Origin of the sequence: Actinocrispum sp. NPDC049592, assembly GCF_040675465.1 — a bacterium.
GTDB lineage: Bacteria > Actinomycetota > Actinomycetes > Mycobacteriales > Pseudonocardiaceae > Kibdelosporangium.
On record NZ_JBFAPA010000002.1, the window covers coordinates 573,587 to 592,514 of the forward strand.

Here is an 18,928-nt window from a genome sequence, read left to right on the forward strand (position 1 = left end):
GGCGGATGGCCACCGCGGCGCACGGCGGGTGCCCGATCGCCGTAGGCTCGCCGTGTGATGCCAGAGGCGCTGCTTGGGGCCGTTCTTGCCAGCGGTCAGGACACTGACCCGGTCGGCGAGTCGATCCTGGACGCCGCCTTCGAGGAGTTCCTGGCGTACGGCCTGCGGCGCACGAACGTGGACGCCGTGGCGCGCCGCGCGGGTGTGTCGCGGGCGACGTTGTATCGGCGGTTCGACAACAAGGATGTACTTGTTCAAGCGGTCCTGATCAGGGAGTGCCGCCGGTTCTTCGGCAGTATCGCCGCCGCGGTGGAGGGGCTGCCAACAGCACGGGAACGTCTTGTCGAGGGTTTCGTTGTGGGCATTCGGTATGCCCGTCGTGACCCATTGCTTACCCGCTTGCTCTCGAGTGACCCCGAAGCGTTGTTGCCGTATCTCACCGTTGATGGTGGTCTGGTCGTTGCTGTGGCGCGTGATTTCCTTGTCACACAGGGAGAAGGCCTGCCGGGTGGGGACAAGCCCGTTGCCGGGCGGGATCCCGCCGGTGTCGCGGAACTGTTCGTGCGGCTGGCTATCTCGTTCACGCTTACGCCATCCAGCTGTATTCCCCTGGACACTGACGAGGATGTTCGCGCATTCGCGAGAAGTTACCTGGCGGTATTGATGGGACACGGGAGTGGCGCACCTTAAATGTGACGCTCTTACTCATTGGTAGCCACCAGGATGTGGCCATGGGTGGAGTTTCCGCAGGGGTGAAGGTTTCTCGGCTTCGCCAGACCACGGCGATCGCCGGTGCCCGGATGGTTGGGTTCGGGGCCTATCAACCGTCCACAGTGGTCACAAGTGAGGAGACCGCGCAGCGGTTCGGCCGTACGGGCGAGTGGGTGCGGGGGCGTACCGGGATCGTGTCGTTGCGCAAGGCCGAGACCGAGACCGTGCACGAGATGGCCGTCGCGGCCAGCCGCCAGGCCTTGGCGAACTGCGGCATGTCCGCCGAGGACATCGGCTTGGTGATCGTGGCCAGTTGCAGCGCCGAGAAGCCGATGCCTGACGTCGCATCGGGTGTCGCACACGCTTTGGGTGCGGTGACCGCGGGTGCCTTTGACCTGAACGCCGCCTGTGCGGGGTTCTGCTACGCCTTGACCGTTGCCGCTGACGTGGTGCGCAATGGTTCGGCCAAGTATGTGCTCGTCGTGGGGACCGAGCGGATGACCGCGTGGGTCGACCCGATGGATCTCGGCACGTCGATCATCTTCGGCGACGGTGCGGGCGCGGCCATCGTCGGCCCGTCGGCGACGCCCGGCATCGGCCCGGTGGTGTGGGGGAGCGATGGTCAGGGCGCGGACCTCATCCGTATCCCCGACTTCAGCCATGGCATGCACATGGAGGGCCAGGCGGTGTTCCGCTGGGCCACCACCGAGCTGCACCCGGTGGCGCTCCAGGCCTGCGAACGCGCCGGTGTCCGCCCCGCCGACCTCGCCGCGATCGTCCCCCACCAGGCCAATCTGCGCATCATCCACGCGATGGCCAAGAAGATCGGCGCTCCGCAGGCCGTCGTCGCCCAGGACGTCGTGCGGTCCGGCAACACCTCCGCGGCGTCGATTCCCCTTGCCCTGCAACGCCTCGCCGAGGCCAAGGCGACCGAACCCGGTTCCCTGGCCCTGCTGATCGGGTTCGGCGCCGGCCTGAGCTACGCCGCGCAGGTCGTCACCCTCCCATGAGGGCGAGCTCGGACGGCTCGCCGGCGAAATGCACCCAGCCGAGGTGTTGCCGCCCGGCCAGGCGGATCGTCACCGTCGCGGCGTAGTCCAGATCGTTGATCCCTTGGTATCCGTGCCGGATCACCGACTGGTGGATGACGTCCGACACGACGAGCACGAGTGGGTCGGCCGACCGGCGCAGTGTGGGCATGAGACCGTTGAGCAGCAACGTCTTCGGCGCGGCGTCCACGGGATGGATCATGGCGAGGATTCGGACGTGACGGCGCCACGTGTGCGGATCGGCGATATTCCAGGTGTAGACGACGTGTTCGGCGGCGGTTCCCCCGCGGCGAGCGTGGTTCCGTTGGGAGTGAAGGCAACGCTCTTGACCGTCTGGCTGAGTCCTTTGAGGATGGACGCGGGTGTGCCGTCGAGCCGCCAGAGCTGCGTCGTCCCGTCGCCGGTCCCCACGGCGAGCAGGGGCCCGGCCGCGCTCATCGCCGCCCCACCAGTGAGCAGCCGACGGGGCATCGGGATCGCCGACGCGTCCAGCAAAGCGCCTCCGGAGTGGAACTGATCCGGTACGCGGCGAGAGCCAGCTGTGCGGCGAGAGCGGGATCCCGTTCACGCAGCCGGACCGCGCGGTCCGCGATCTCCCGGGACGCGGCGAGCTCCGCCTCGCGTCGCGCATCGCTGCTCACCTGCCGTGCGTAGAGACCGGCTCCGACGGCGAGGACGATGAGCACGATGACGGCGCTGGCCACCTCGTACCGCCGCCGGACCCGTCGGCGATCCGCGGCCTGCTGCGCCGATCTGGCCGCCTGCGACGCGGCGAGGAAGTCCTGTTCCAGCGGGTTCAGGGATGCGCGGGGACCCGGCTCGGCCGCCCAGTCCAGCGCGGTAGAGGAACTCGGCCGTTCGGCGCGCGCGTCCGACTCACTGGCGCTCCGGCCGTCGAACAGCTCATCGAAGGTCACCCGCCGACGGGTGTCGGCCGTGTTCTCCTCGGTCGCCACCAGGCGCAGGCACAGGTTCCGCGCAATGACCTGCCGTTCAGCGGACAACGAGTGGTAGGAGCTGTCCGCGGTCCGGGCGATCGCGCCCTGCACGCCACCGGCCTCGCGGTACTGGTCGATCCGGATCGCCGATGTGTGGGTCAGCTCCACTATCGCCCGCAGGGTGTGTGACAACAATGGCAGCACACCGGGCTCGCCTTCGGTTTCCCGTAACAACAAGTCGACGAGGCCGTCCTGCAATTCCAGGCCGACGGCGTGCGCGGGGGCCGACAATGACCGAACGGAGTTGCTCGGCGTCCATCGGCTCGACGACGATTTGCTGCCGCTGGAGCAGGATGGCCAGTTTCGGACCCCCATCGCGGTGAGCAACCGGGAGAACTCCCGGCCGACCGACAGCTGGGGAAGGTGACGTCCGGAGCAGTATCCGGCGATGATGGTGAAGCCGAGGCCGGTTTCCGTCGCGAGGGCGCGATATGACTTCCGGCTGGGCATCGAGTTTTTCGGCGAACTGGCGACGTTGTTGTGCTGATGACCCCTCCCCGAGCTGCACACAATTCGCACGCACCATCGGGTCACCGAAAATAGATCACCGAATCCCGTACTGATGCGGAATTGCGGCCGTTCGGTGGCTCGTCCGCCCCACTCTCATCCGCCGCGCGATTTCCCTTCCATCGGCCGGGCGGGTGGCCGCCCGGCCGACTACCCGGTCAGCCGCGGACTTTGGGGAAGGTGTCCCGGACGAGGGTGAGCAGGGTGCGGCTGAGCAGGAGGTGGACCTGGTCGCGGTTGAGGTGGTCGCGCATCAGCCATTCGCGGCCCGCCGCCTTCACCATGCCCGCGTAGGCGCGGATCATCGCGCGCAGTTGTTCACGGTGCTCCTGGACACCGGCCAAACCCACGAACTCAAGGACGCGGTCGGCGGCCAGTTCGTCGGCGTCGGCGACAATGCGTTCCACGTCCTCGTCGTGGCCCACTCCGCCGACGGCCACCAGCCAGGTCTTGCTGTGCCTCAACACGCGATCAAGGAACCAGCTCACGCTCGCGTCGATCCGGTCCTCCAGTGACCCCGGATGCGACGCCTGCGGCGACGAACTGGGAATGGTCACCATTCGGCGCACCACTTCCAGATACAGATCCCGTTTGGTACCGAAATAGTGGTTGATCAGCCCGCGGGCGACGCCCGCCTCCTGTGCGATGTCAGTTGTCGAGACTTCCGGGTAGGGCCGCTCGCCGAATAACCGGACAGCGCAGACGAGGATCTGTTCCCGGCGGGCGTCCGGTTCGAGCCGCCGCCAGCGCGGTTCGGAAGCAGAACTCATGTGCCCACTGTGACACGCCGGGCGACACGCCGGTGGATGACCCGTTACTCGATCGGGTCAAGGGCGGTTCGGTAATGTTATGCGGTTCGCTTCCCTGACTTGCTCTTCGAGGCCGGCTTCTTCGCCGGTTCGGGTTCCTTGGCGCGGGTCTGTTCCACGCTTCGTTCCAGTGCGGTCATCAGGTCGATGACGTCGCCATGGTCCTCTTCCTCGGGGCGTTCCGGCAGCTCAGCGCCCTCGGCCTTGGCCGCGACAAGATCGGCCATGGCGTCGCGGTATTCGTCGGTGAACTGTTCCGGCTTGAACGAACCGGCCATGTTGTCGATCAAGGAAGTGGCCATCTTCAGTTCCTGCGAGCGCACCTCGATGTCCTGCTCGAGGAAGCCGAAATCGGGTTTCCTGATCTCGTCCGGCCAGTAGATGGTGTGCAGCACGAGGATGTCCTGGCGGGCCCGCAGGATGGCGAGCGACTCGCGCTGCCGGATCGTGATGCGCACGACCGCCAGCCGGTCGGTGTCCTCCAGCGCCTGCCGCAGCAGCACATAGGGGCGGCCCGCGGTCTTGTCCGGTTCCAGGTAGTAGGTCTTCTGGAAATAGATCGGGTCGACCTCACCCGCCGGGACGAACTCGAGCACCTCGATCGACTTGTCCGTCGAGACCGGCAGCTTCGCGAAATCCTCGTCGGTGAGGATCACGACCCGGCCGTCCTCCAGTTCGTAGCCCTTGGCGATGTCGCGGTACTCGACCTCGTTTCCGCAGATCTCGCAGACGCGTTTGTACCGGATCCGGCCCCCGTCCTCGGGGTGGACCTGGTGGAACCGGAAGTCGTGCTCCTCGCTCGAGCCGAACATCCGGACGGCGATGGTCACCAGCCCGAACGAGATGGCTCCTCGCCACACGGGTCGCATGACCCCAAGCGAAGCGGCTCGAAGTCCGTTTTGCAACCCCAAACGGGCGAAAAGACCAGGTCAGCCCTCGACCAGCCCGGCACGCAGTTGATCGAGGCTCTTGGCCAGCAGCCGGGACACGTGCATCTGGCTGATGCCCAGCGTCTCGGCGATCTGGGTCTGCGTGAGGTTGCCGAAGAACCGCAGCGTGATGATCTTCTGCTGGCGCTCCGGCAGCTTCTTGATCAGCGGGTACAGCGCCTCGCGGGCGTCCACCACGCTCAGCTCGGGGTCGTCGGCGCCCAGCGTGTCGGCCAGCGACGCGGAGTCCGGGTCGTCGGTCAGCAGGTAGTCCAGCGACAGCGAGTGGTGCGCGTTGGTCGCCTCGAACCCCTCGAAGACCTCCTCGCGGCTGATCTTGAGGTGCTCGGCGATCTGGCTCGGCGTCGGCGCCCGGCCCAGCCGCTGCGACAGCTCGGTCACCGCGCCCGCGATGGCCAGCCGCATCTCCTTGAGCCGCCGCGGCACGTGCACGGCCCAGCTGGTGTCCCGGATGTGCCTGCGGACCTCGCCCATGATCGTGGGCACCGCGAAGGACATGAAGTCCGCGCCGTGCTCCGGGTCGAACCGGTCCACCGCGTTGATCAGGCCGATCTTGGCGACCTGGGACAGGTCGTCCAGCGGCGCGCCCTGGTGGGCGAACCGGCGGGCGATGTGGTCGGCCACCGGCATGTGCTCGGTGACCAGCCGTTCCCGCAGCTCCCGGCGCTCAGCACTGTCCTCGGGCAGGGCAGCCAGCTCGACGAACAGCGGGGCGAGGTGGTCGTAGCCGCCGCGCGGGTTCACTCGTGTCCCAGCCCGTTCCGTTTGACGATCTCGATGCGCAGCAGGTGCCCGCCGGTGGCGGGGGTGACGCTGGCGTCGACCTCGTCGGCGAGGGTGGACAGCACGTGCCAGCCGAACGAGCCGGCGTCCGGCCACTCGCCGGACTCCGACAGCGCGGTGGCGGCGAACTTGATCTCCGCCTTGGTCGGGGTGAACCGGCAGGTCAGGTTGGTCTGCCCGACCGCCTTGAGGACCAGCATCGAGCCGGCCTCGTCCACCGCCATCTTGAAGTCCGCGATCGCGTCCAGGTCGAGGTCCTGGCGCATGGCGACGACCGACGCGATCGCCCGCAGCACCGGCAGCTGGGCCGCGTCGGCGCCGACCTTGACCTCGATGTCGTCCCCGAACGGCGGTTCGTCACTCGTCACGGTGACAACAGTAGCCGGTTCACACGTTTGCAAGAATGGCGCCATGACGGTGCGCCGCCAGCCTCCCGACTGGCCCGCCGGCCCACCCGGGGCCGGCGAGCCCCCGCGCGCACCCCGGCCTGCCCGCGGCGAGGGCACCACCCAGGCCATTTTGGACACCGCGGAGCTGTTGCTGGCCAACCGTTCGCTGCACGAGATCGGCATCGACGAGCTGGCCGCCGGCGCCGGTGTGGCCCGCTCGACGTTCTACCTGCACTTCGAGTCGCGTGAGGACGTGCTCTACGCGTTGTCCGACCGCCTGTGCCGGGAGATCTACACCTCCGCGGTCGTGTGGTTCCGCCGCGGCGACGAGTCCCCCAAGGAGGCGGTGGAACGGGCGCTGACCCACACCGTCGCGCTGTGGCGGGCACACGGCCCCGCGTTGCGTGCCTCCGTGCGCGGCCGCGAGACCGACCCCCGCCTGGCCGAGCTGTGGCGGGACATCGCCCGCCGGTTCATGCGGTCCGCCGCCGTGCAGATCGAGAGCGAGCGCAACGCCGGCCTCGCCATGCCCGGCCCACCCTCCGCCCGAGCCCTGGCCCGTGTCCTCGTGATGATGAACGAGGCCGCGTGCTACCAGCAGACCCTGCTGCCACCATCACCCGAATGGGACACCGAACTGATCGACACCCTCGGCACCATCTGGGTCCGCTCGATCTACGGCCCCGACGCGGTCTGACCGCTCTCAGCGGTGGGCTTTGGCGCGTTGGATGGGGGTGGGGATGTTGTAGCGGGCGGTGAGGCGGCACCAGGTGACGTGGCCGCGGACGAGGGCGCGCATCTCGTTGCGGTAGATGTCGGGGACTGTGAGGGTGGGTTCGAGGGACTGGTATTCGTGCATGAAGTCGTCGGCGAGGTCGCGGACGACCTCCATGGAGCGGCGGACGGGCAGGCCCTGTTCGGCCGACACGATGCAGACGGCGTTGTGGTAGTAGCCGAACGCGGTTTCCTTGCGGTGCGAGAAGATGTCGTTCACCGCGCCGACGTGGTCGGACAGGGCGCGGTGGGCGGCGGTCAGGGTGGGCGAGTCGCGCACGTCGGGGTCCAGTTCGATGCCCGTGGAGATCTCGGACAGGTTCAGAAACGCCGCCATGGCAACGGAGTCGCGGCGGTGCCCGAGGTAGGTCGGCAAGGACAGGTGGCGGCCGGACACGCGGTCGGACATCTCGCGCAGGTAGGACGTGAGGTACGCCGCCATGTGCACCTTGAGGCTTGCCTGCCATTCGGGCGAACGCTTCTCGTTGGTGGCCCGCCACAGATCCGCCAGCGCCGCGGTGAGGGGGTTGTCCCACTCGCGTTGCTCGCCGTTGATGATCGCGTGCATCTCGGTCAGCAGGTAGTGCGGCGCCAGCGTGACGTCGTCGACCGCCTTGTCGTCGAACTGGTCGTCCAGCAGGAACGACCAGATCAGCCACTTGGTCAGCAGCGCCAGGTTCTCCGGTGACGCGGACGGGTAGATGTGCGCGGCCAACAGGTCCAGACCCATCCGGTGAACGGCCGGGCGCCCGCCCGGCAGGCCGAACTTCTTGACCCACTGCCAGACCGGCGCCCGGACGGCCGCGACATGATGGTTGCGCACCGGGGGGAAGGGCAAGTCGAAAGCCAGGCCGTTCATGCGCCCGAAGGTATCCCGACCAGCGGGCTTGCGGCTTGCCAAAGTCACAACCTTGCCAAAAAACTCACAGCTTGAACCAGGTGCCCCCGTCGGTGATCTGTTCGTACCCAAGGGCCCGGTACACAGCGTCTACAAGGGACTGTCCACGTGCGTTCACGCCGATCCCGGACCCCTGTTGGTTCATCGCGTACCCGAACGAGACGCGCGCACGCGGGTCCGCGAACCCCAGCGCGCCGCCCATTCCGCTGTGCCCGAACGCGTCCTCGGACATCAGCACGCCCTCCTGGTCGTTGGCGGCCAGATGCTGGTTGTCGCCGGTCTTGAGGAACCCGTTGGCGAACCGGGTCGGCACAAGTACCGCCGCGTCAACGGAACAAGCCGAGCTCACCTGGCCCATCACGGCGATCTGGTTCGGGCGTACCAGTTGTACGTCCGCGAACGTGCCCCCCAGCGCCAACGGCCGGTACATGCCAGCGAGTCCACGCGCGTTGGTGATGCCGCCGACAGCGCCGATGGTCGACGCGTGCGCAGCGCGGGAGTTGAACGACTCCGGCGCCATGTAACCGCCGGTGTTGACCACCATCAGGCCGGGGACAGACGTCGGATCTGTCATCGCGGCCGTGTACAGGCTGGGGATGAGCGTGCCCGGCTTGGTCAGGTCCGGCGGCAGGGTCGGCGCGACCCGGCCCTCCTGCTCCTCGGGCAGGCTCAGCCAGAAGTCCAGTTCCAGCGGCCCAGCGACCTCCTCGGCGAAGAACCGGGCCAGCGGGCGCCCGGACACCCGCTGGACGACTTCGCCGACCAGGAAGCCGAACAGCAGGCCGTGATAGCCGTGCCTGGTGCCGGGCTCCCACAGCGGCTCGGCGCGTTCGAGGATGGCGGTCATCCGGGCCCAGTCGAAGAACGCGCCCGGCGGCACCTGCTCGCGCACCCCGGCCAGCCCGGCCTGGTGGTCCAGCAGCTGGTGCACCAGGATCCCGTCCTTGCCGTTCTGGGCGAACTCCGGCCAGTACTTGGCCACCGGCGCGTGCAGGTCCAGCTCGCCGCGCGAGGCCAGGATGTGCGCGCACAACGCGGTGGCGCCCTTGGTGCAGGACCAGACGTCGACGAGGGTGTCCGACGTCCACTCCCTGCCGGTGACCGGGTCGGCGGTGCCGCCCCACAGGTCGACGACGGTCTGGCCGTCGACGGTCACGCTGACCGACGCGCCGACCTCGCCGCGTTCGGCGAAGTTGCGCTCGAACTCGGCCAGCACCTCGACGAACTGCGGCTCGTGGGTTCCCTGGATCGCCATTGACCACTCCTCACCTGCGCACACTGCTCGGCGAGGGCCATCCCATCACCGCGCCGCACGGCAGGCTAATCATCGGACATATAACCTCTCGATTTGGTTCCGAGACTGGACGGGCCGCCATCGGAGGCGCTATACATCCGATGTATTGCGATCGGTGAGTTGGAGGCAACCGAAGATGCACCTGATGCGACTCGGCCCAGCAGGCAGTGAGCGCCCCGTCGTCCGGGCCGGTGACGGTTCGCTGTTCGACCTGAGCGGGCTGACCGGCGACATCGACGGTGCGTTCCTGGCCGCCGACGGGATCGCGCGGGTTGCCGAGGCGCTCACCGCGGGCTCGCTCCCTGCCTTTGACGACCCTGCCGACGGTACCGGCCTGCGGGTCGGCCCGCCGGTCGCTCAGCCCGGCAAGGTCGTCTGCATCGGCATGAACTACCGCGCGCACGCCGCCGAGACCGGCGCGCCCGCCCCGGCCGAGCCGGTGGTGTTCATGAAGGCGCCGGACACGGTCGTCGGACCTTTCGACGAGGTGCTGATCCCGCGCACCTCGGTCAAGACCGACTGGGAGGTCGAGCTGGCCGTGGTGATCGGCAAGACCGCCCGCTACCTGGAATCGCCCGGCGAGGCCCTGGGACACGTGGCCGGGTACACGATCTCCAACGACGTGTCCGAGCGCGAGTACCAGCTGGAACGGCCCGGCGGCCAGTGGGACAAGGGAAAGTCGTGCGAGACGTTCAACCCGATGGGCCCGTGGCTGCTGCCCGCCGAGGGAGTGGACCCGCAGGACCTGGCGTTGTCGTTGTGGGTCAACGGTGAGCTCAGGCAGAACTCGTCCACAAAGGACATGATCTTCAGCGTCGCCGAGATCGTCCACCACCTGAGCCAGTACCTGGTGCTGCGGCCCGGGGACGTGATCAACACCGGCACGCCGCAGGGGGTCGCCCTCGGCCAGCCCGAACCCAAGCCCTACCTGCGCGAGGGGGACGTGATCGAACTGGAGATCCAGGGCCTGGGCAAGCAGAAGCAGCGGGTGGGGCAGGCCTGACCATGCCCATCATCAACGGAATCGACGTTCTGGACGTCCGCTTTCCCACCTCCCGTGAGCTGGACGGGTCCGACGCGATGAACCCGGACCCGGACTACTCGGCCGCCTACGTCGTGCTGCACGCCGACGAGGGCCCGGACGGCTACGGCTTCGCCTTCACCATCGGGCGCGGCAACGACGTGCAGGCGGCCGCGATCCGCTCGCTGGAGCCGCACGTCGTCGGCAAGCGCGTGCCGGAGACCGCCGCGGAACTGGCCGCGTTGTCGGCCGAACTCGTCGGCGACTCGCAGTTCCGCTGGCTGGGCCCGGAGAAGGGTGTCGCGCACATGGCCGTGGGCGCGATGGTCAACGCCGCCTGGGATCTGGCCGCCCGGCGCGCGGACAAGCCGGTCTGGCGGTTCCTCGCGGACATGACGCCCGAGGAGGTCGTCGGCCTGATCGACTTCCGCTACCTCACCGACGCGCTCACCCCGGACGAGGCCTACGAGATCCTGGAACGCTGCCGGGAGGGCAAGCAGCAGCGGATCGAGTCGTTGCTGGCCAACGGGTACCGCGCCTACACCACCTCGCCGGGCTGGCTGGGCTACTCCGACGACAAGCTCGTGCGACTGTCCAAACAGGCCGTCGCGGACGGCTTCGACATGATCAAGCTCAAGGTCGGCGGCAGCCTCGAGGACGACATCCGGCGGCTGCGGCTGGCCCGCGCGGCGGTCGGCGACGACATCCGGATCGCGGTGGACGCCAACCAGCGCTGGGACGTCTCGACCGCGGTGGAGTGGATGCGGGCGCTGTCGCCGTTCGGTCCCTACTGGATCGAGGAGCCCACCTCGCCGGACGATATCCTTGGCCACCAGGCCATCGCGCGGCAGATCGCGCCGATCAAGGTCGCCTCCGGGGAACACGTGCAGAACCGGGTGGTGTTCAAGCAGATGCTGCAGGCCGAGGCGATCTCGGTGCTGCAGATCGACGCCGCGCGGGTCGGCGGGGTGAACGAGAACGTGGCGATCCTGTTGCTGGCGGCCAAGTTCGGCGTCCCGGTCTGCCCGCACGCGGGCGGCGTCGGGCTCTGCGAGCTGGTCCGGCACCTGTCCATGTTCGACTTCGTCTCGGTCACCGGCAGCCAGGCCAACCGGGCCATCGAGTGGGTGGACCACCTGCACGAGCACTTCACCGACCCGGCTGTCGTCCGCGCCGGATACTACGTGGCGCCCACCAAACCCGGGTTCTCCGCCCGGATGCACGACGCGACCTTGCGCCGCTACCAGTTCCCGGAAGGTCCTGAGTGGACAGGAGACAACGCGTGAGCGACGCTGTGTTGAATGATTTCGCGGACCTGGTGGCCATTGTCACCGGCGGTGCCTCCGGAATCGGCCTGGCGGCGGGGGAACTGCTCGCCAGCCGGGGCGCGACCGTGGCGGCGCTGGACCTCAAGCCGGACGGCCTGCCCGAGCACATCGCCGGGTTCGAGTGCAACGTCACCGACGACGCCGCCGTCAAGTCCGCTGTGGACGCTGTGGTGGAACGGTTCGGCCGCCTGGACATCGTCATCAACAACGCCGGGATCGGCGCGATCGGCGATGTCGCGGCCAACAGCGACGACGAGTGGCTGCGGGTGATGGACGTCAACGTCCTCGGCATGGCCCGCGTCGCCCGGCATGCCTTGCCGCACTTGCGGAAGTCGCCGAAGGCCGCGATCGTCAACACCTGCTCGATCGCCGCGTGGGCCGGCCTGCCGCAGCGCGCGGTGTACTCGGCCAGCAAGGGCGCGGTGTACGCGCTCACCCTGGCGATGGCCGCCGACCACGTCCGTGAGGGCATCCGGGTCAACGCGGTGGCACCGGGCACTGTGGACACCCCCTGGGTCGGGCGCCTGCTCGGCCAGGCCGCCGACCCGGCGGCCGAGCGCTCGGCGCTCGAGGCACGGCAACCCACCGGCCGGCTGGTGTCGGCCGACGAGGTCGCCAACGCGATCGCCTACCTGGCCAGCCCGCTCTCGGGCGCCACGGTGGGAACGGTGCTTGCCGTGGATGGCGGCATGTACGGCCTGCGCTTGCGGCCACCAACACAGCAGTAGTGGTCGTCGCTCGAGGACCTCGAGCGACGACCGCTGACAGTCACCAGAGAAGAACACCGCCCGTCAAGGAGGACCAGTGGTGCCCGTCCGACGCTCCGTCCGTACGGTGGCCGCCGCCGCCCTGGTTGTGCTGGCCGCAACGGCCTGTAATTCGTCGTCCAACACGGGGAGCGGGGGCTCCTCACCGGCAGCGGGCGCCTCGGCCCCGATCGGCGTGGACTTCCCGCGCGCCGACTCGGACTTCTGGAACTCGTACATCAAGTACGTGCCCCAGTACGCCAAGGAACTCGGCGTCAACATGATGTCGCCGACCAACTCGCAGAACAAGGTCGAGACCCTGGTCGCCAACGTGCAGACCCTGACCGGTCAGGGCGCCAAGGCGATCGTGATGGCCCCGCAGGACACCGGCGCGATCGCGACCACGTTGCAGCGCCTGGAACAGCAGAAGATCCCAGTGGTCACCGTGGACACCCGGCCGGACAACGGCAAGGTGTTCATGGTCGTGCGCGCGGACAACAAGGCCTACGGCGAGAAGGCCTGCAAGTTCCTCGGCGACAAGCTGGGCGGCCAGGGCAAGGTCGTGGAGTTCCAGGGCTCGCTGTCCAGCGTGAACGGCCGCGACCGGTCCGAGGCGTTCGCCGCCTGCATGAAGCAGAACTACCCGGGCATCACGGTGTTCGAGGAGCCGACCGACTGGGAGGGCGCCAAGGCCAGCTCGGCCCTGCAGACCCGGCTGACCCAGAACCCGGACATCAAGGGCATCTACATGCAGGCCGGTGGCGTGTTCCTGGCGCCGACCCTGCAGGTGCTGCGCTCCACCGGGCACCTGTTCCCGGCGGGCGACCCGAAGCACATCTTCGCCATCTCCAACGACGGCATCCCCGAGGAGTTCGCGGCCATCCGCAAGGGTGACATCGACGCGACCGTCTCGCAGCCGGCCGACCTGTACGCCAAGTGGGCGCTGTTCTACGCCAAGGCGGCGCTGGAGGGCAAGACCTTCCAGCCCGGCAAGACCGACCACGACTCGACCATCGTGGACGTCGGCAACGGCAACCTCGAGGACCAGCTGGCCGCGCCGTTGGTGACCAAGGACAACGTCGAGGACAAGGCGTTGTGGGGCAACCAGATCGGGCAATGATGAGTCTGAGCGAGCAGAACGCGTCGGCGGCGGGCGTCAAGCTCGCCGCCGAGGCGCGTAACATCACCAAACGCTTCGGCCGCACGGTCGCGCTCAACGACGTGGGCATCGAGATCCACGACGGCGAGTCGCACGCGCTGGTCGGCCGCAACGGCGCCGGCAAGTCCACTTTGGTCTCGATCCTGACCGGGCTGCAGGCGCCGGACAGCGGCGAGGTCACCTTCGGCGGCGTCGCGGCGCCGACGCTGAGCGACCGGGACGGCTGGCGGCACAACGTCGCCTGCGTGTACCAGCGGTCGACGATCATGCCCGCGCTGTCGGTGGCGGAGAACCTGTTCATCAACCGCCAGGGCCGCACGCTGATCAGCTGGAGCCGGATGCGCCGCCAGGCCGCGGAGCTGCTGGAGTCCTTCGACGTCAACGTGGACGTGACGCTGCCCGCCTCGGACCTGACGGTGGAACAGCGCCAGCTCGTGGAGATCGCACGGGCGCTGTCCGCGGGCGCGCGGTTCATCATCCTCGACGAGCCGACCGCGCAGCTGGACGGCCCGGCCATCGAGCGGCTGTTCGAGCGGATGCGGACGTTGCAGGACAACGGGATCACGTTCCTGTTCATCTCGCACCACCTCGAGGAGATCTACGAGGTGTGCCAGAAGGTGACGGTGTACCGGGACGCCCGGCACATCCTGACGGCGCCGGTGAGCGAGCTGGGCCGGGCCGAACTGGTCGACGCGATGACCGGTGAACCCGGCGGCCTGCACGTGCCCGGTGCCGCCAGCCGCGCCGCCGTGGACGCGAAAACCCCGGTGGCGCTGGAACTTCGCGAGCTGTCCGGGGACGCGTTCCACGACGTCTCGCTGAAAGTCCGTACGGGCGAGGTGATCGGCTTCGCCGGCAGCGCGTCCAGCGGCAAGCACCAGATCGCCGAGACGATCTACGGTCTGCGCAGGCCGTCCGCGGGCGAGGTCCTGGTGAACGACCGGAAGGTCAAGCCGGGCTCGGTTCCCGACGCGCTGCGCAACAAGATCGGTTGCGTGCCAAGGGACCGCCACCACCAGGGACTCGTTCTCGGGCTGACCATCGCGGAGAACGCGGCGATGACCGTGCTGGCCAAGCTCGGTCCATTCGGGACGGTCCCGCCGGGACAGCTGGCATTGGTGGGCAGCAAGGCGATCGAGTCCTACGACATCGTCGCGTCCGGGCCGGACCAGCCCGTGTCCGACCTGTCCGGCGGCAACCAGCAGAAGGTCGTGATGGCCCGTGCGCTGGCCGACGACCCCAGCGTGCTGGTGCTGATCAACCCGACCGCCGGGGTGGACGTGAAGTCCAAGGAGTCGCTGCTCGGCGTGGTCGATCGCGTGGCCCGCGACGGCTCCGCCGTGGTGGTGATCTCCGACGAGCTGGACGACCTACGGGTCTGTGACCGCGTGCTGGTGCTGTTCCACGGCGAGGTCGCGCACGAGTTCGGGCGCGACTGGACCGACCAGGACCTCGTGGCCGCGATTGAGGGAGTGACAGAGCAATGACCAAGATGATCACCCCGGACACGGTCGCGGTTCCCGCCTCCAACCGCCGACCTCAGCTCCGGCTGGCCAGGTTCCGGGATCTGGCCCTGGTCCCGGCGATCATCGTGCTGATCGTGATCGGCGCCTTGATCAGCCCGGACTTCCTGACCGTGGACAACCTCACCAACGTGCTGCAGCAGCAGAGCGCGCTCGCGCTGCTGGTGCTCGCCGAGGCGATGATCCTGATCACCGGCAAGTTCGACCTGTCGCTGGAGTCGACCATCGGGTTCGCCCCGGTGCTCGCGATCGCCTTGGTGGAACCGGCTTCCGCGCACGGCCTTGGCACGCAGTGGCCGGAGTGGATGGCGATCCCGTTGTGCCTGCTGATCGGGGCCGCGATCGGCGCGTTCAACGGGTTGCTGATCCTGAAGTTCCAGCTGTCGGCGTTCATCGTCACGCTGGGCATGCTGATCACTGTGCGCGGCCTGCACGTCGGTGTTTCCGGTGGTAGCAGCCTGTTCCAGCTGCCGCAGTCGTTCATGTACCTGGGCTTCGAGAAGTGGTTCGGGCTGGCCGCGTCGGTGTGGATCGCGTTGATCGCGTTCGTCATCGGCATCGTGGTGCTGTCCTACTTCCGGCAGGGCCGTTCGCTGTACGCCATCGGCGGCAACGTCGACGCCGCCAAGGCCGCGGGTATCCGCACCGACGCCGTGGTCTGGACCGTGCTGATCATCGGCGGGATCCTGGCCGCGCTGGCCGGCATCCTGGAGACCGGGCGGCTGGGCGCGATCGGCGCGAACATGGGCGAGGGCATGATCTTCACCGTGTTCGCCGCGGCCGTGATCGGCGGCATCAGCCTCAACGGCGGCAAGGGCACGCTGTTCGGCGCGCTGTGCGGTGTGCTGATGCTCGGCCTGATCCAGAACCTGCTGACCATCATGCGGGTGGACGGGCACTGGTTCGGCGCGATCAACGGTGTCATCATCCTGATCGCACTCGTGCTGTCCCGGGTGACGAGCGGCAAGGCACAGGAGTAGCGGATGAAGCTGGGTAGCACCGACGTCGACGTCTCCACGTTCGGCTTCGGCGGGGCCGGGATCGGCAACCTGTACAACGAGGTCACCGACGCGGACGCGCAGGGCGCGCTGCAGGCCTGCTGGGACGCGGGCGTGCGGTACTTCGACACCGCCCCGCACTACGGTCTTGGCCTGTCCGAACGGCGGCTGGGCCGGTTCCTGGCCGGGGTGCCCCGCGACGAGTACGTGATCTCCACCAAGGTCGGGCGGGTGCTCGAGCCGTTCGACGGTGAGGGACTGGACCTGGACAACGGGTTCGCGGTGCCGCGTGAGTTCCGGCGGATCATGGACTACAGCCGCGACGGCGTACTCCGTTCGCTGGAGTCCTCTTTGGACCGTCTGGGCGTGGACCGGGTGGACGTGCTGCTCATCCACGACCCGGACGACCACTGGGAACAGGCTTCCAGCGAAGGGTTCCCGGCGCTGGACGAGCTTCGCTCGCAGGGCGTGGTCGGCGCGATCGGTGTCGGGATGAACCAGTGGCAGATGCCCGCCCGGTTCGTCCGGGAGACCTCGATCGACGTGGTCATGCTGGCCGGGCGGTACACGCTGCTGGAACAGACCGCCGCCGACGAGTTCCTGCCGTTGTGCCAGGAACGCGGGGTGTCGATCCTGGAGGCTGGCGTGTTCAACTCCGGCCTGCTCGCGCGGCCGGAGATCCCGGACAACGCGAAGTACAACTACGCGGACGCGCCGGCCGAGTTGATCCAGAAGGCGCAACGCATCGCGGCCGTGTGTGAACGACACGGCGTCACACTTCCGCAGGCGGCAGTACAGTTCGTGCTTCGGCATCCGACCACCGCGTCGGTCGTGCTCGGCGTGAAGTCGGCCGGGCAGGCGGTCCGGAACGCCGAGCTGTTCGCCAAGCCGGTGCCCGAGGGGCTCTGGGACGACCTGCGCGCGGAAGGGTTGCTGGATGCGGGTTGACGCGCACCACCACTTGTGGGACCTCTCGGTCCGGGACCAGGACTGGATCGACCCGGTCTCGATGTCGGTGATCCGGCGGAACTTCGATGTCGCCAACCTCGGCGCGGCGACCATCGGGTTCGACCGGACCGTACTGGTCCAGACCATTACGGTGGCCGAGGAGACGCCCGAGTTCCTGGCGGTCGCCGACGCGACCGAGCTGATCGGCGCGGTCACCGGCTGGGTCGACCTGACCCAGCCGTCGGTCGCCGAGGACCTGGCGAAACTCAAGGCCGGGCCGGGTGGGGAGTGGTTGCGCGGGATCCGCCACCAGGTCCAGGGCGAACCGGATCCGCGCTGGCTGTGCCGTGACGACGTGCAACGCGGCCTGGCAGCGGTGTTCGAGGCCGGGCTGCTGTACGAGCTGCTGATCCTGCCGCAGCAGATCCCGGCCGCGGTGGAGACGGTCGCCGCGTTCCCGGACGCGCCCTTCGTGCTGGACCACTGTGCCAAGCCGCCGATCGCGTCGGGTTCGCTGGAGCCGTGGGCCACCGCGATCCGCGAGCTGGCCGGCTTCGAGAACGTCGTTTGCAAGCTGTCCGGCCTGGTCACCGAGGCCGACTGGACACAGTGGACAGTCGATGGGCTCAAGCCGTACGCCGACGTCGTACTGGACGCGTTCGGGCCGTCGCGGCTGATGTTCGGCTCGGACTGGCCGGTGTGCCTGCTGGCCGGTTCGTACGCGGACGTGGTGGGCGCCGCCGAGGAGCTCACCTCGGGCCTGACCCTGGTCGAGCAGGCCGAGGTGTTCGGCGGCACCGCGTCACGCGTGTACCAGCTGGGGGCGCCGGTCCAGGGCGCCTGAGCAGAGGGCGACACCCAGTCCGGCCAGGGCGAGCAGCGCGCCGATCCAGTTCGGCGCGGTGTAGCCGAGGCCGCCGTCGATCGCCAGGCCACCGAGCCAGGCGCCGGCCGCGTTGCCCAGGTTGAACGCGCCGATGTTGGCCGCGCTCGCCATCGCGGGCGCGCCTTCGGCCTTGCTCAGCACGCGGGTTTGCAGGGGCGCTACGGTCGCGAACCCGGCCACACCGAACAGAACCAGCGTGATCGCCGCGGTGACCTGACCGTGTGCTGTGAAGGTGAACAGCAGCAGCACGATGGCCAGCGCCCCCAGCGACCCGTACATGGCGGGCATCAGGCTGCGGTCGGCGAGCTTGCCGCCGAGCAGGTTGCCGGCGACCAGGCCGAGCCCGAAGATCACCAGCAGCCAGGTGACCATGCCCTCGGAGAAGCCCGCGACCCCGGTCATCATCGGCGCGATGTAGGTGAAGCTGGCGAAGATCCCGGCCCAGCCGAGCGACGTGGTCAGCAGCGCGAGCCAGACTTGCGGGCGGCGGAACACCGCGAGTTCCTTGCGGACGTGGGGGTTCTCGTCGGCCTTGAGGTCCGGGACCAGGGCGAGGATCCCGGCGAACCCGATCACGCCGAGCCCGGCGACCGCCCAGAACGTCGAGCGCCAGCCGAACGCGTGCCCGAGCGCGGTGCCCAGCGGGACGCCGAGGACGTTGGCCACGGTCAGGCCGGTGAACATCAACGCGATCGCGCTGGCCTTCCTGGCCTCCGTGACCAGGCTGGCCGCGACCACCGCCCCGACCCCGAAGAACGCGCCGTGGTTGAGCGACGCGACCAGGCGTCCGGCCATCATCAGCCCGTACGTCGGCGCGACCGCGGACAGGACGTTGCCCGCGATGAACAGGGTCATCAGCCCGAGCAGCAGCTTCTTGCGGGACCAGCGCGACCCCAGGCCGGTCAGGATGGGCGCGCCGACCGTCACGCCGAGCGCGTAGCCCGAGATGAGCAGGCCTGCGGTCGGGATGGACACGGTGAACGTGGCGGCGACGTCCGGCAGCAGTCCCATGATCACGAACTCGGTGGTGCCGATGCCGAAGGCGCCGATGGCCAATGCGAGCAAAGCGGCAGGCATTTCGTCTCTCCAGGTAGACTCGTCCTAAGCGCAATTACCGGCGAGCGCGATAGTTGCAGACGCGGGTAATTGCACAAGCC

General features: G+C 68.5%; 21 protein-coding genes. 11 read left to right on the forward strand and 10 right to left on the reverse strand.

Annotated elements, in window-relative coordinates; all coding sequences use genetic code 11:
* Nucleotides 1-57 precede the first annotated feature (57 nt).
* Nucleotides 58-690: a TetR family transcriptional regulator gene (locus tag AB0J95_RS09320; protein WP_364755048.1), complete on the forward strand. Its 633-nt coding sequence runs from the start codon at nt 58-60 to the stop codon at nt 688-690.
* 62 nt (nt 691-752) lie between these two features.
* Complete coding sequence (locus AB0J95_RS09325) at nt 753-1,721, forward strand: beta-ketoacyl-ACP synthase III (protein ID WP_364754641.1); 969 nt, start codon at nt 753-755, stop codon at nt 1,719-1,721.
* Here the strand turns inward: AB0J95_RS09325 and AB0J95_RS09330 are convergent.
* The 7 genes from AB0J95_RS09330 to AB0J95_RS09360 form a co-directional block, all read right to left on the reverse strand.
* Nucleotides 1,708-1,962: a hypothetical protein gene (locus tag AB0J95_RS09330; RefSeq protein ID WP_364754644.1), complete on the reverse strand. Its 255-nt coding sequence runs from the start codon at nt 1,960-1,962 to the stop codon at nt 1,708-1,710. The genes AB0J95_RS09325 and AB0J95_RS09330 overlap by 14 nt on opposite strands.
* Nucleotides 1,959-2,198: a hypothetical protein gene (locus AB0J95_RS09335; RefSeq protein WP_364754646.1), complete on the reverse strand. Its 240-nt coding sequence runs from the start codon at nt 2,196-2,198 to the stop codon at nt 1,959-1,961. The genes AB0J95_RS09330 and AB0J95_RS09335 overlap by 4 nt, the downstream gene beginning before the upstream one ends.
* Nucleotides 2,195-3,208, reverse strand: coding sequence for a hypothetical protein (locus AB0J95_RS09340; protein ID WP_364754648.1), 1,014 nt, complete (start codon nt 3,206-3,208; stop codon nt 2,195-2,197). The genes AB0J95_RS09335 and AB0J95_RS09340 overlap by 4 nt, the downstream gene beginning before the upstream one ends.
* 215 nt (nt 3,209-3,423) lie before the next feature.
* Nucleotides 3,424-4,035: a TetR/AcrR family transcriptional regulator gene (locus AB0J95_RS09345; protein ID WP_364754651.1), complete on the reverse strand. Its 612-nt coding sequence runs from the start codon at nt 4,033-4,035 to the stop codon at nt 3,424-3,426.
* A gap of 77 nt (nt 4,036-4,112) precedes the next feature.
* Entirely contained in the window at nt 4,113-4,943 is an 831-nt protein-coding gene (locus tag AB0J95_RS09350; RefSeq protein ID WP_364754654.1) for a Ku protein, read from the reverse strand.
* 60 nt (nt 4,944-5,003) lie between these two features.
* Nucleotides 5,004-5,768 carry a SigB/SigF/SigG family RNA polymerase sigma factor gene (locus tag AB0J95_RS09355; RefSeq protein WP_364754657.1) on the reverse strand — a complete coding sequence of 255 codons (765 nt, stop codon included), beginning with the start codon at nt 5,766-5,768 and terminating at the stop codon, nt 5,004-5,006.
* Complete coding sequence (locus tag AB0J95_RS09360; RefSeq protein ID WP_364754660.1) at nt 5,765-6,175, reverse strand: ATP-binding protein; 411 nt, start codon at nt 6,173-6,175, stop codon at nt 5,765-5,767. The genes AB0J95_RS09355 and AB0J95_RS09360 overlap by 4 nt, the downstream gene beginning before the upstream one ends.
* Before the next feature lie 43 nt (nt 6,176-6,218).
* On the opposite strand from AB0J95_RS09360, the gene AB0J95_RS09365 reads away from it, so the two are divergent.
* Complete coding sequence (locus AB0J95_RS09365) at nt 6,219-6,893, forward strand: TetR/AcrR family transcriptional regulator (RefSeq protein ID WP_364754662.1); 675 nt, start codon at nt 6,219-6,221, stop codon at nt 6,891-6,893.
* A 6-nt stretch (nt 6,894-6,899) separates the two neighbouring features.
* On the opposite strand, the gene AB0J95_RS09370 is transcribed toward AB0J95_RS09365, so the two are convergent.
* Nucleotides 6,900-7,829 (reverse strand): hypothetical protein, encoded by a 930-nt coding sequence (locus tag AB0J95_RS09370; protein WP_364754665.1) that lies wholly within the window; start codon nt 7,827-7,829, stop codon nt 6,900-6,902.
* Between the two features lie 64 nt (nt 7,830-7,893).
* Nucleotides 7,894-9,123, reverse strand: coding sequence for a serine hydrolase domain-containing protein (locus AB0J95_RS09375; protein ID WP_364754668.1), 1,230 nt, complete (start codon nt 9,121-9,123; stop codon nt 7,894-7,896).
* A 175-nt stretch (nt 9,124-9,298) separates the two neighbouring features.
* Between AB0J95_RS09375 and AB0J95_RS09380 the strand changes: the two genes are divergently transcribed.
* The 8 genes from AB0J95_RS09380 to AB0J95_RS09415 all read left to right on the forward strand — a co-directional run bounded on the left by AB0J95_RS09380 (nt 9,299) and on the right by AB0J95_RS09415 (nt 17,729).
* Nucleotides 9,299-10,165, forward strand: a complete 867-nt coding sequence (locus AB0J95_RS09380; RefSeq protein ID WP_364754670.1) for a fumarylacetoacetate hydrolase family protein — start codon at nt 9,299-9,301, stop codon at nt 10,163-10,165.
* Between the two features lie 2 nt (nt 10,166-10,167).
* Nucleotides 10,168-11,469, forward strand: a complete 1,302-nt coding sequence (locus AB0J95_RS09385; protein ID WP_364754673.1) for an enolase C-terminal domain-like protein — start codon at nt 10,168-10,170, stop codon at nt 11,467-11,469.
* Nucleotides 11,470-11,480: 11 nt separating this feature from the next.
* On the forward strand, nt 11,481-12,239 hold the full coding sequence (locus AB0J95_RS09390; RefSeq protein WP_364755051.1) for an SDR family oxidoreductase: 759 nt from the start codon (nt 11,481-11,483) through the stop codon (nt 12,237-12,239).
* A 214-nt stretch (nt 12,240-12,453) separates the two neighbouring features.
* Nucleotides 12,454-13,377, forward strand: a complete 924-nt coding sequence (locus tag AB0J95_RS09395) for a sugar ABC transporter substrate-binding protein (RefSeq protein ID WP_364754675.1) — start codon at nt 12,454-12,456, stop codon at nt 13,375-13,377.
* The gene (locus tag AB0J95_RS09400) at nt 13,374-14,903 is read left to right on the forward strand and encodes a sugar ABC transporter ATP-binding protein (RefSeq protein WP_364754677.1); all 1,530 of its coding nucleotides are present in this window, start codon (nt 13,374-13,376) and stop codon (nt 14,901-14,903) included. The genes AB0J95_RS09395 and AB0J95_RS09400 overlap by 4 nt, the downstream gene beginning before the upstream one ends.
* A complete protein-coding gene (locus AB0J95_RS09405) occupies nt 14,900-15,919 on the forward strand; it encodes an ABC transporter permease (protein WP_364754680.1) in 1,020 nt (339 codons plus the stop codon). Before AB0J95_RS09400 ends, AB0J95_RS09405 begins: the two co-directional genes overlap by 4 nt.
* A 3-nt stretch (nt 15,920-15,922) precedes the next feature.
* A complete protein-coding gene (locus tag AB0J95_RS09410; protein WP_364754683.1) occupies nt 15,923-16,885 on the forward strand; it encodes an aldo/keto reductase in 963 nt (320 codons plus the stop codon).
* Entirely contained in the window at nt 16,875-17,729 is an 855-nt protein-coding gene (locus tag AB0J95_RS09415) for an amidohydrolase family protein (protein WP_364754686.1), read from the forward strand. The genes AB0J95_RS09410 and AB0J95_RS09415 overlap by 11 nt, the downstream gene beginning before the upstream one ends.
* On the opposite strand, the gene AB0J95_RS09420 is transcribed toward AB0J95_RS09415, so the two are convergent.
* Complete coding sequence (locus AB0J95_RS09420) at nt 17,688-18,848, reverse strand: MFS transporter (protein ID WP_364754688.1); 1,161 nt, start codon at nt 18,846-18,848, stop codon at nt 17,688-17,690. The genes AB0J95_RS09415 and AB0J95_RS09420 overlap by 42 nt on opposite strands.
* Between the last annotated feature and the right edge of the window lie 80 nt (nt 18,849-18,928).

Excerpts from the sequence above, each read along its gene's own strand:
- AB0J95_RS09320 (WP_364755048.1), top strand. The coding sequence starts at position 58 with ATGCCAGAGGCGCTGCTTGGGGCCGTTCTTGCCAGCGGTCAGGACACT.
- AB0J95_RS09330 (WP_364754644.1), bottom strand. The coding sequence starts at position 1,962 with ATGATCCATCCCGTGGACGCCGCGCCGAAGACGTTGCTGCTCAACGGT.
- AB0J95_RS09335 (WP_364754646.1), bottom strand. The coding sequence starts at position 2,198 with ATGAGCGCGGCCGGGCCCCTGCTCGCCGTGGGGACCGGCGACGGGACG.
- AB0J95_RS09340 (WP_364754648.1), bottom strand. The coding sequence starts at position 3,208 with ATGCCCAGCCGGAAGTCATATCGCGCCCTCGCGACGGAAACCGGCCTC.
- AB0J95_RS09345 (WP_364754651.1), bottom strand. The coding sequence starts at position 4,035 with ATGAGTTCTGCTTCCGAACCGCGCTGGCGGCGGCTCGAACCGGACGCC.
- AB0J95_RS09350 (WP_364754654.1), bottom strand. The coding sequence starts at position 4,943 with ATGCGACCCGTGTGGCGAGGAGCCATCTCGTTCGGGCTGGTGACCATC.
- AB0J95_RS09365 (WP_364754662.1), top strand. The coding sequence starts at position 6,219 with ATGACGGTGCGCCGCCAGCCTCCCGACTGGCCCGCCGGCCCACCCGGG.
- AB0J95_RS09370 (WP_364754665.1), bottom strand. The coding sequence starts at position 7,829 with ATGAACGGCCTGGCTTTCGACTTGCCCTTCCCCCCGGTGCGCAACCAT.
- AB0J95_RS09375 (WP_364754668.1), bottom strand. The coding sequence starts at position 9,123 with ATGGCGATCCAGGGAACCCACGAGCCGCAGTTCGTCGAGGTGCTGGCC.
- AB0J95_RS09380 (WP_364754670.1), top strand. The coding sequence starts at position 9,299 with ATGCACCTGATGCGACTCGGCCCAGCAGGCAGTGAGCGCCCCGTCGTC.
- AB0J95_RS09385 (WP_364754673.1), top strand. The coding sequence starts at position 10,168 with ATGCCCATCATCAACGGAATCGACGTTCTGGACGTCCGCTTTCCCACC.
- AB0J95_RS09400 (WP_364754677.1), top strand. The coding sequence starts at position 13,374 with ATGATGAGTCTGAGCGAGCAGAACGCGTCGGCGGCGGGCGTCAAGCTC.
- AB0J95_RS09405 (WP_364754680.1), top strand. The coding sequence starts at position 14,900 with ATGACCAAGATGATCACCCCGGACACGGTCGCGGTTCCCGCCTCCAAC.
- AB0J95_RS09410 (WP_364754683.1), top strand. The coding sequence starts at position 15,923 with ATGAAGCTGGGTAGCACCGACGTCGACGTCTCCACGTTCGGCTTCGGC.
- AB0J95_RS09415 (WP_364754686.1), top strand. The coding sequence starts at position 16,875 with ATGCGGGTTGACGCGCACCACCACTTGTGGGACCTCTCGGTCCGGGAC.
- AB0J95_RS09420 (WP_364754688.1), bottom strand. The coding sequence starts at position 18,848 with ATGCCTGCCGCTTTGCTCGCATTGGCCATCGGCGCCTTCGGCATCGGC.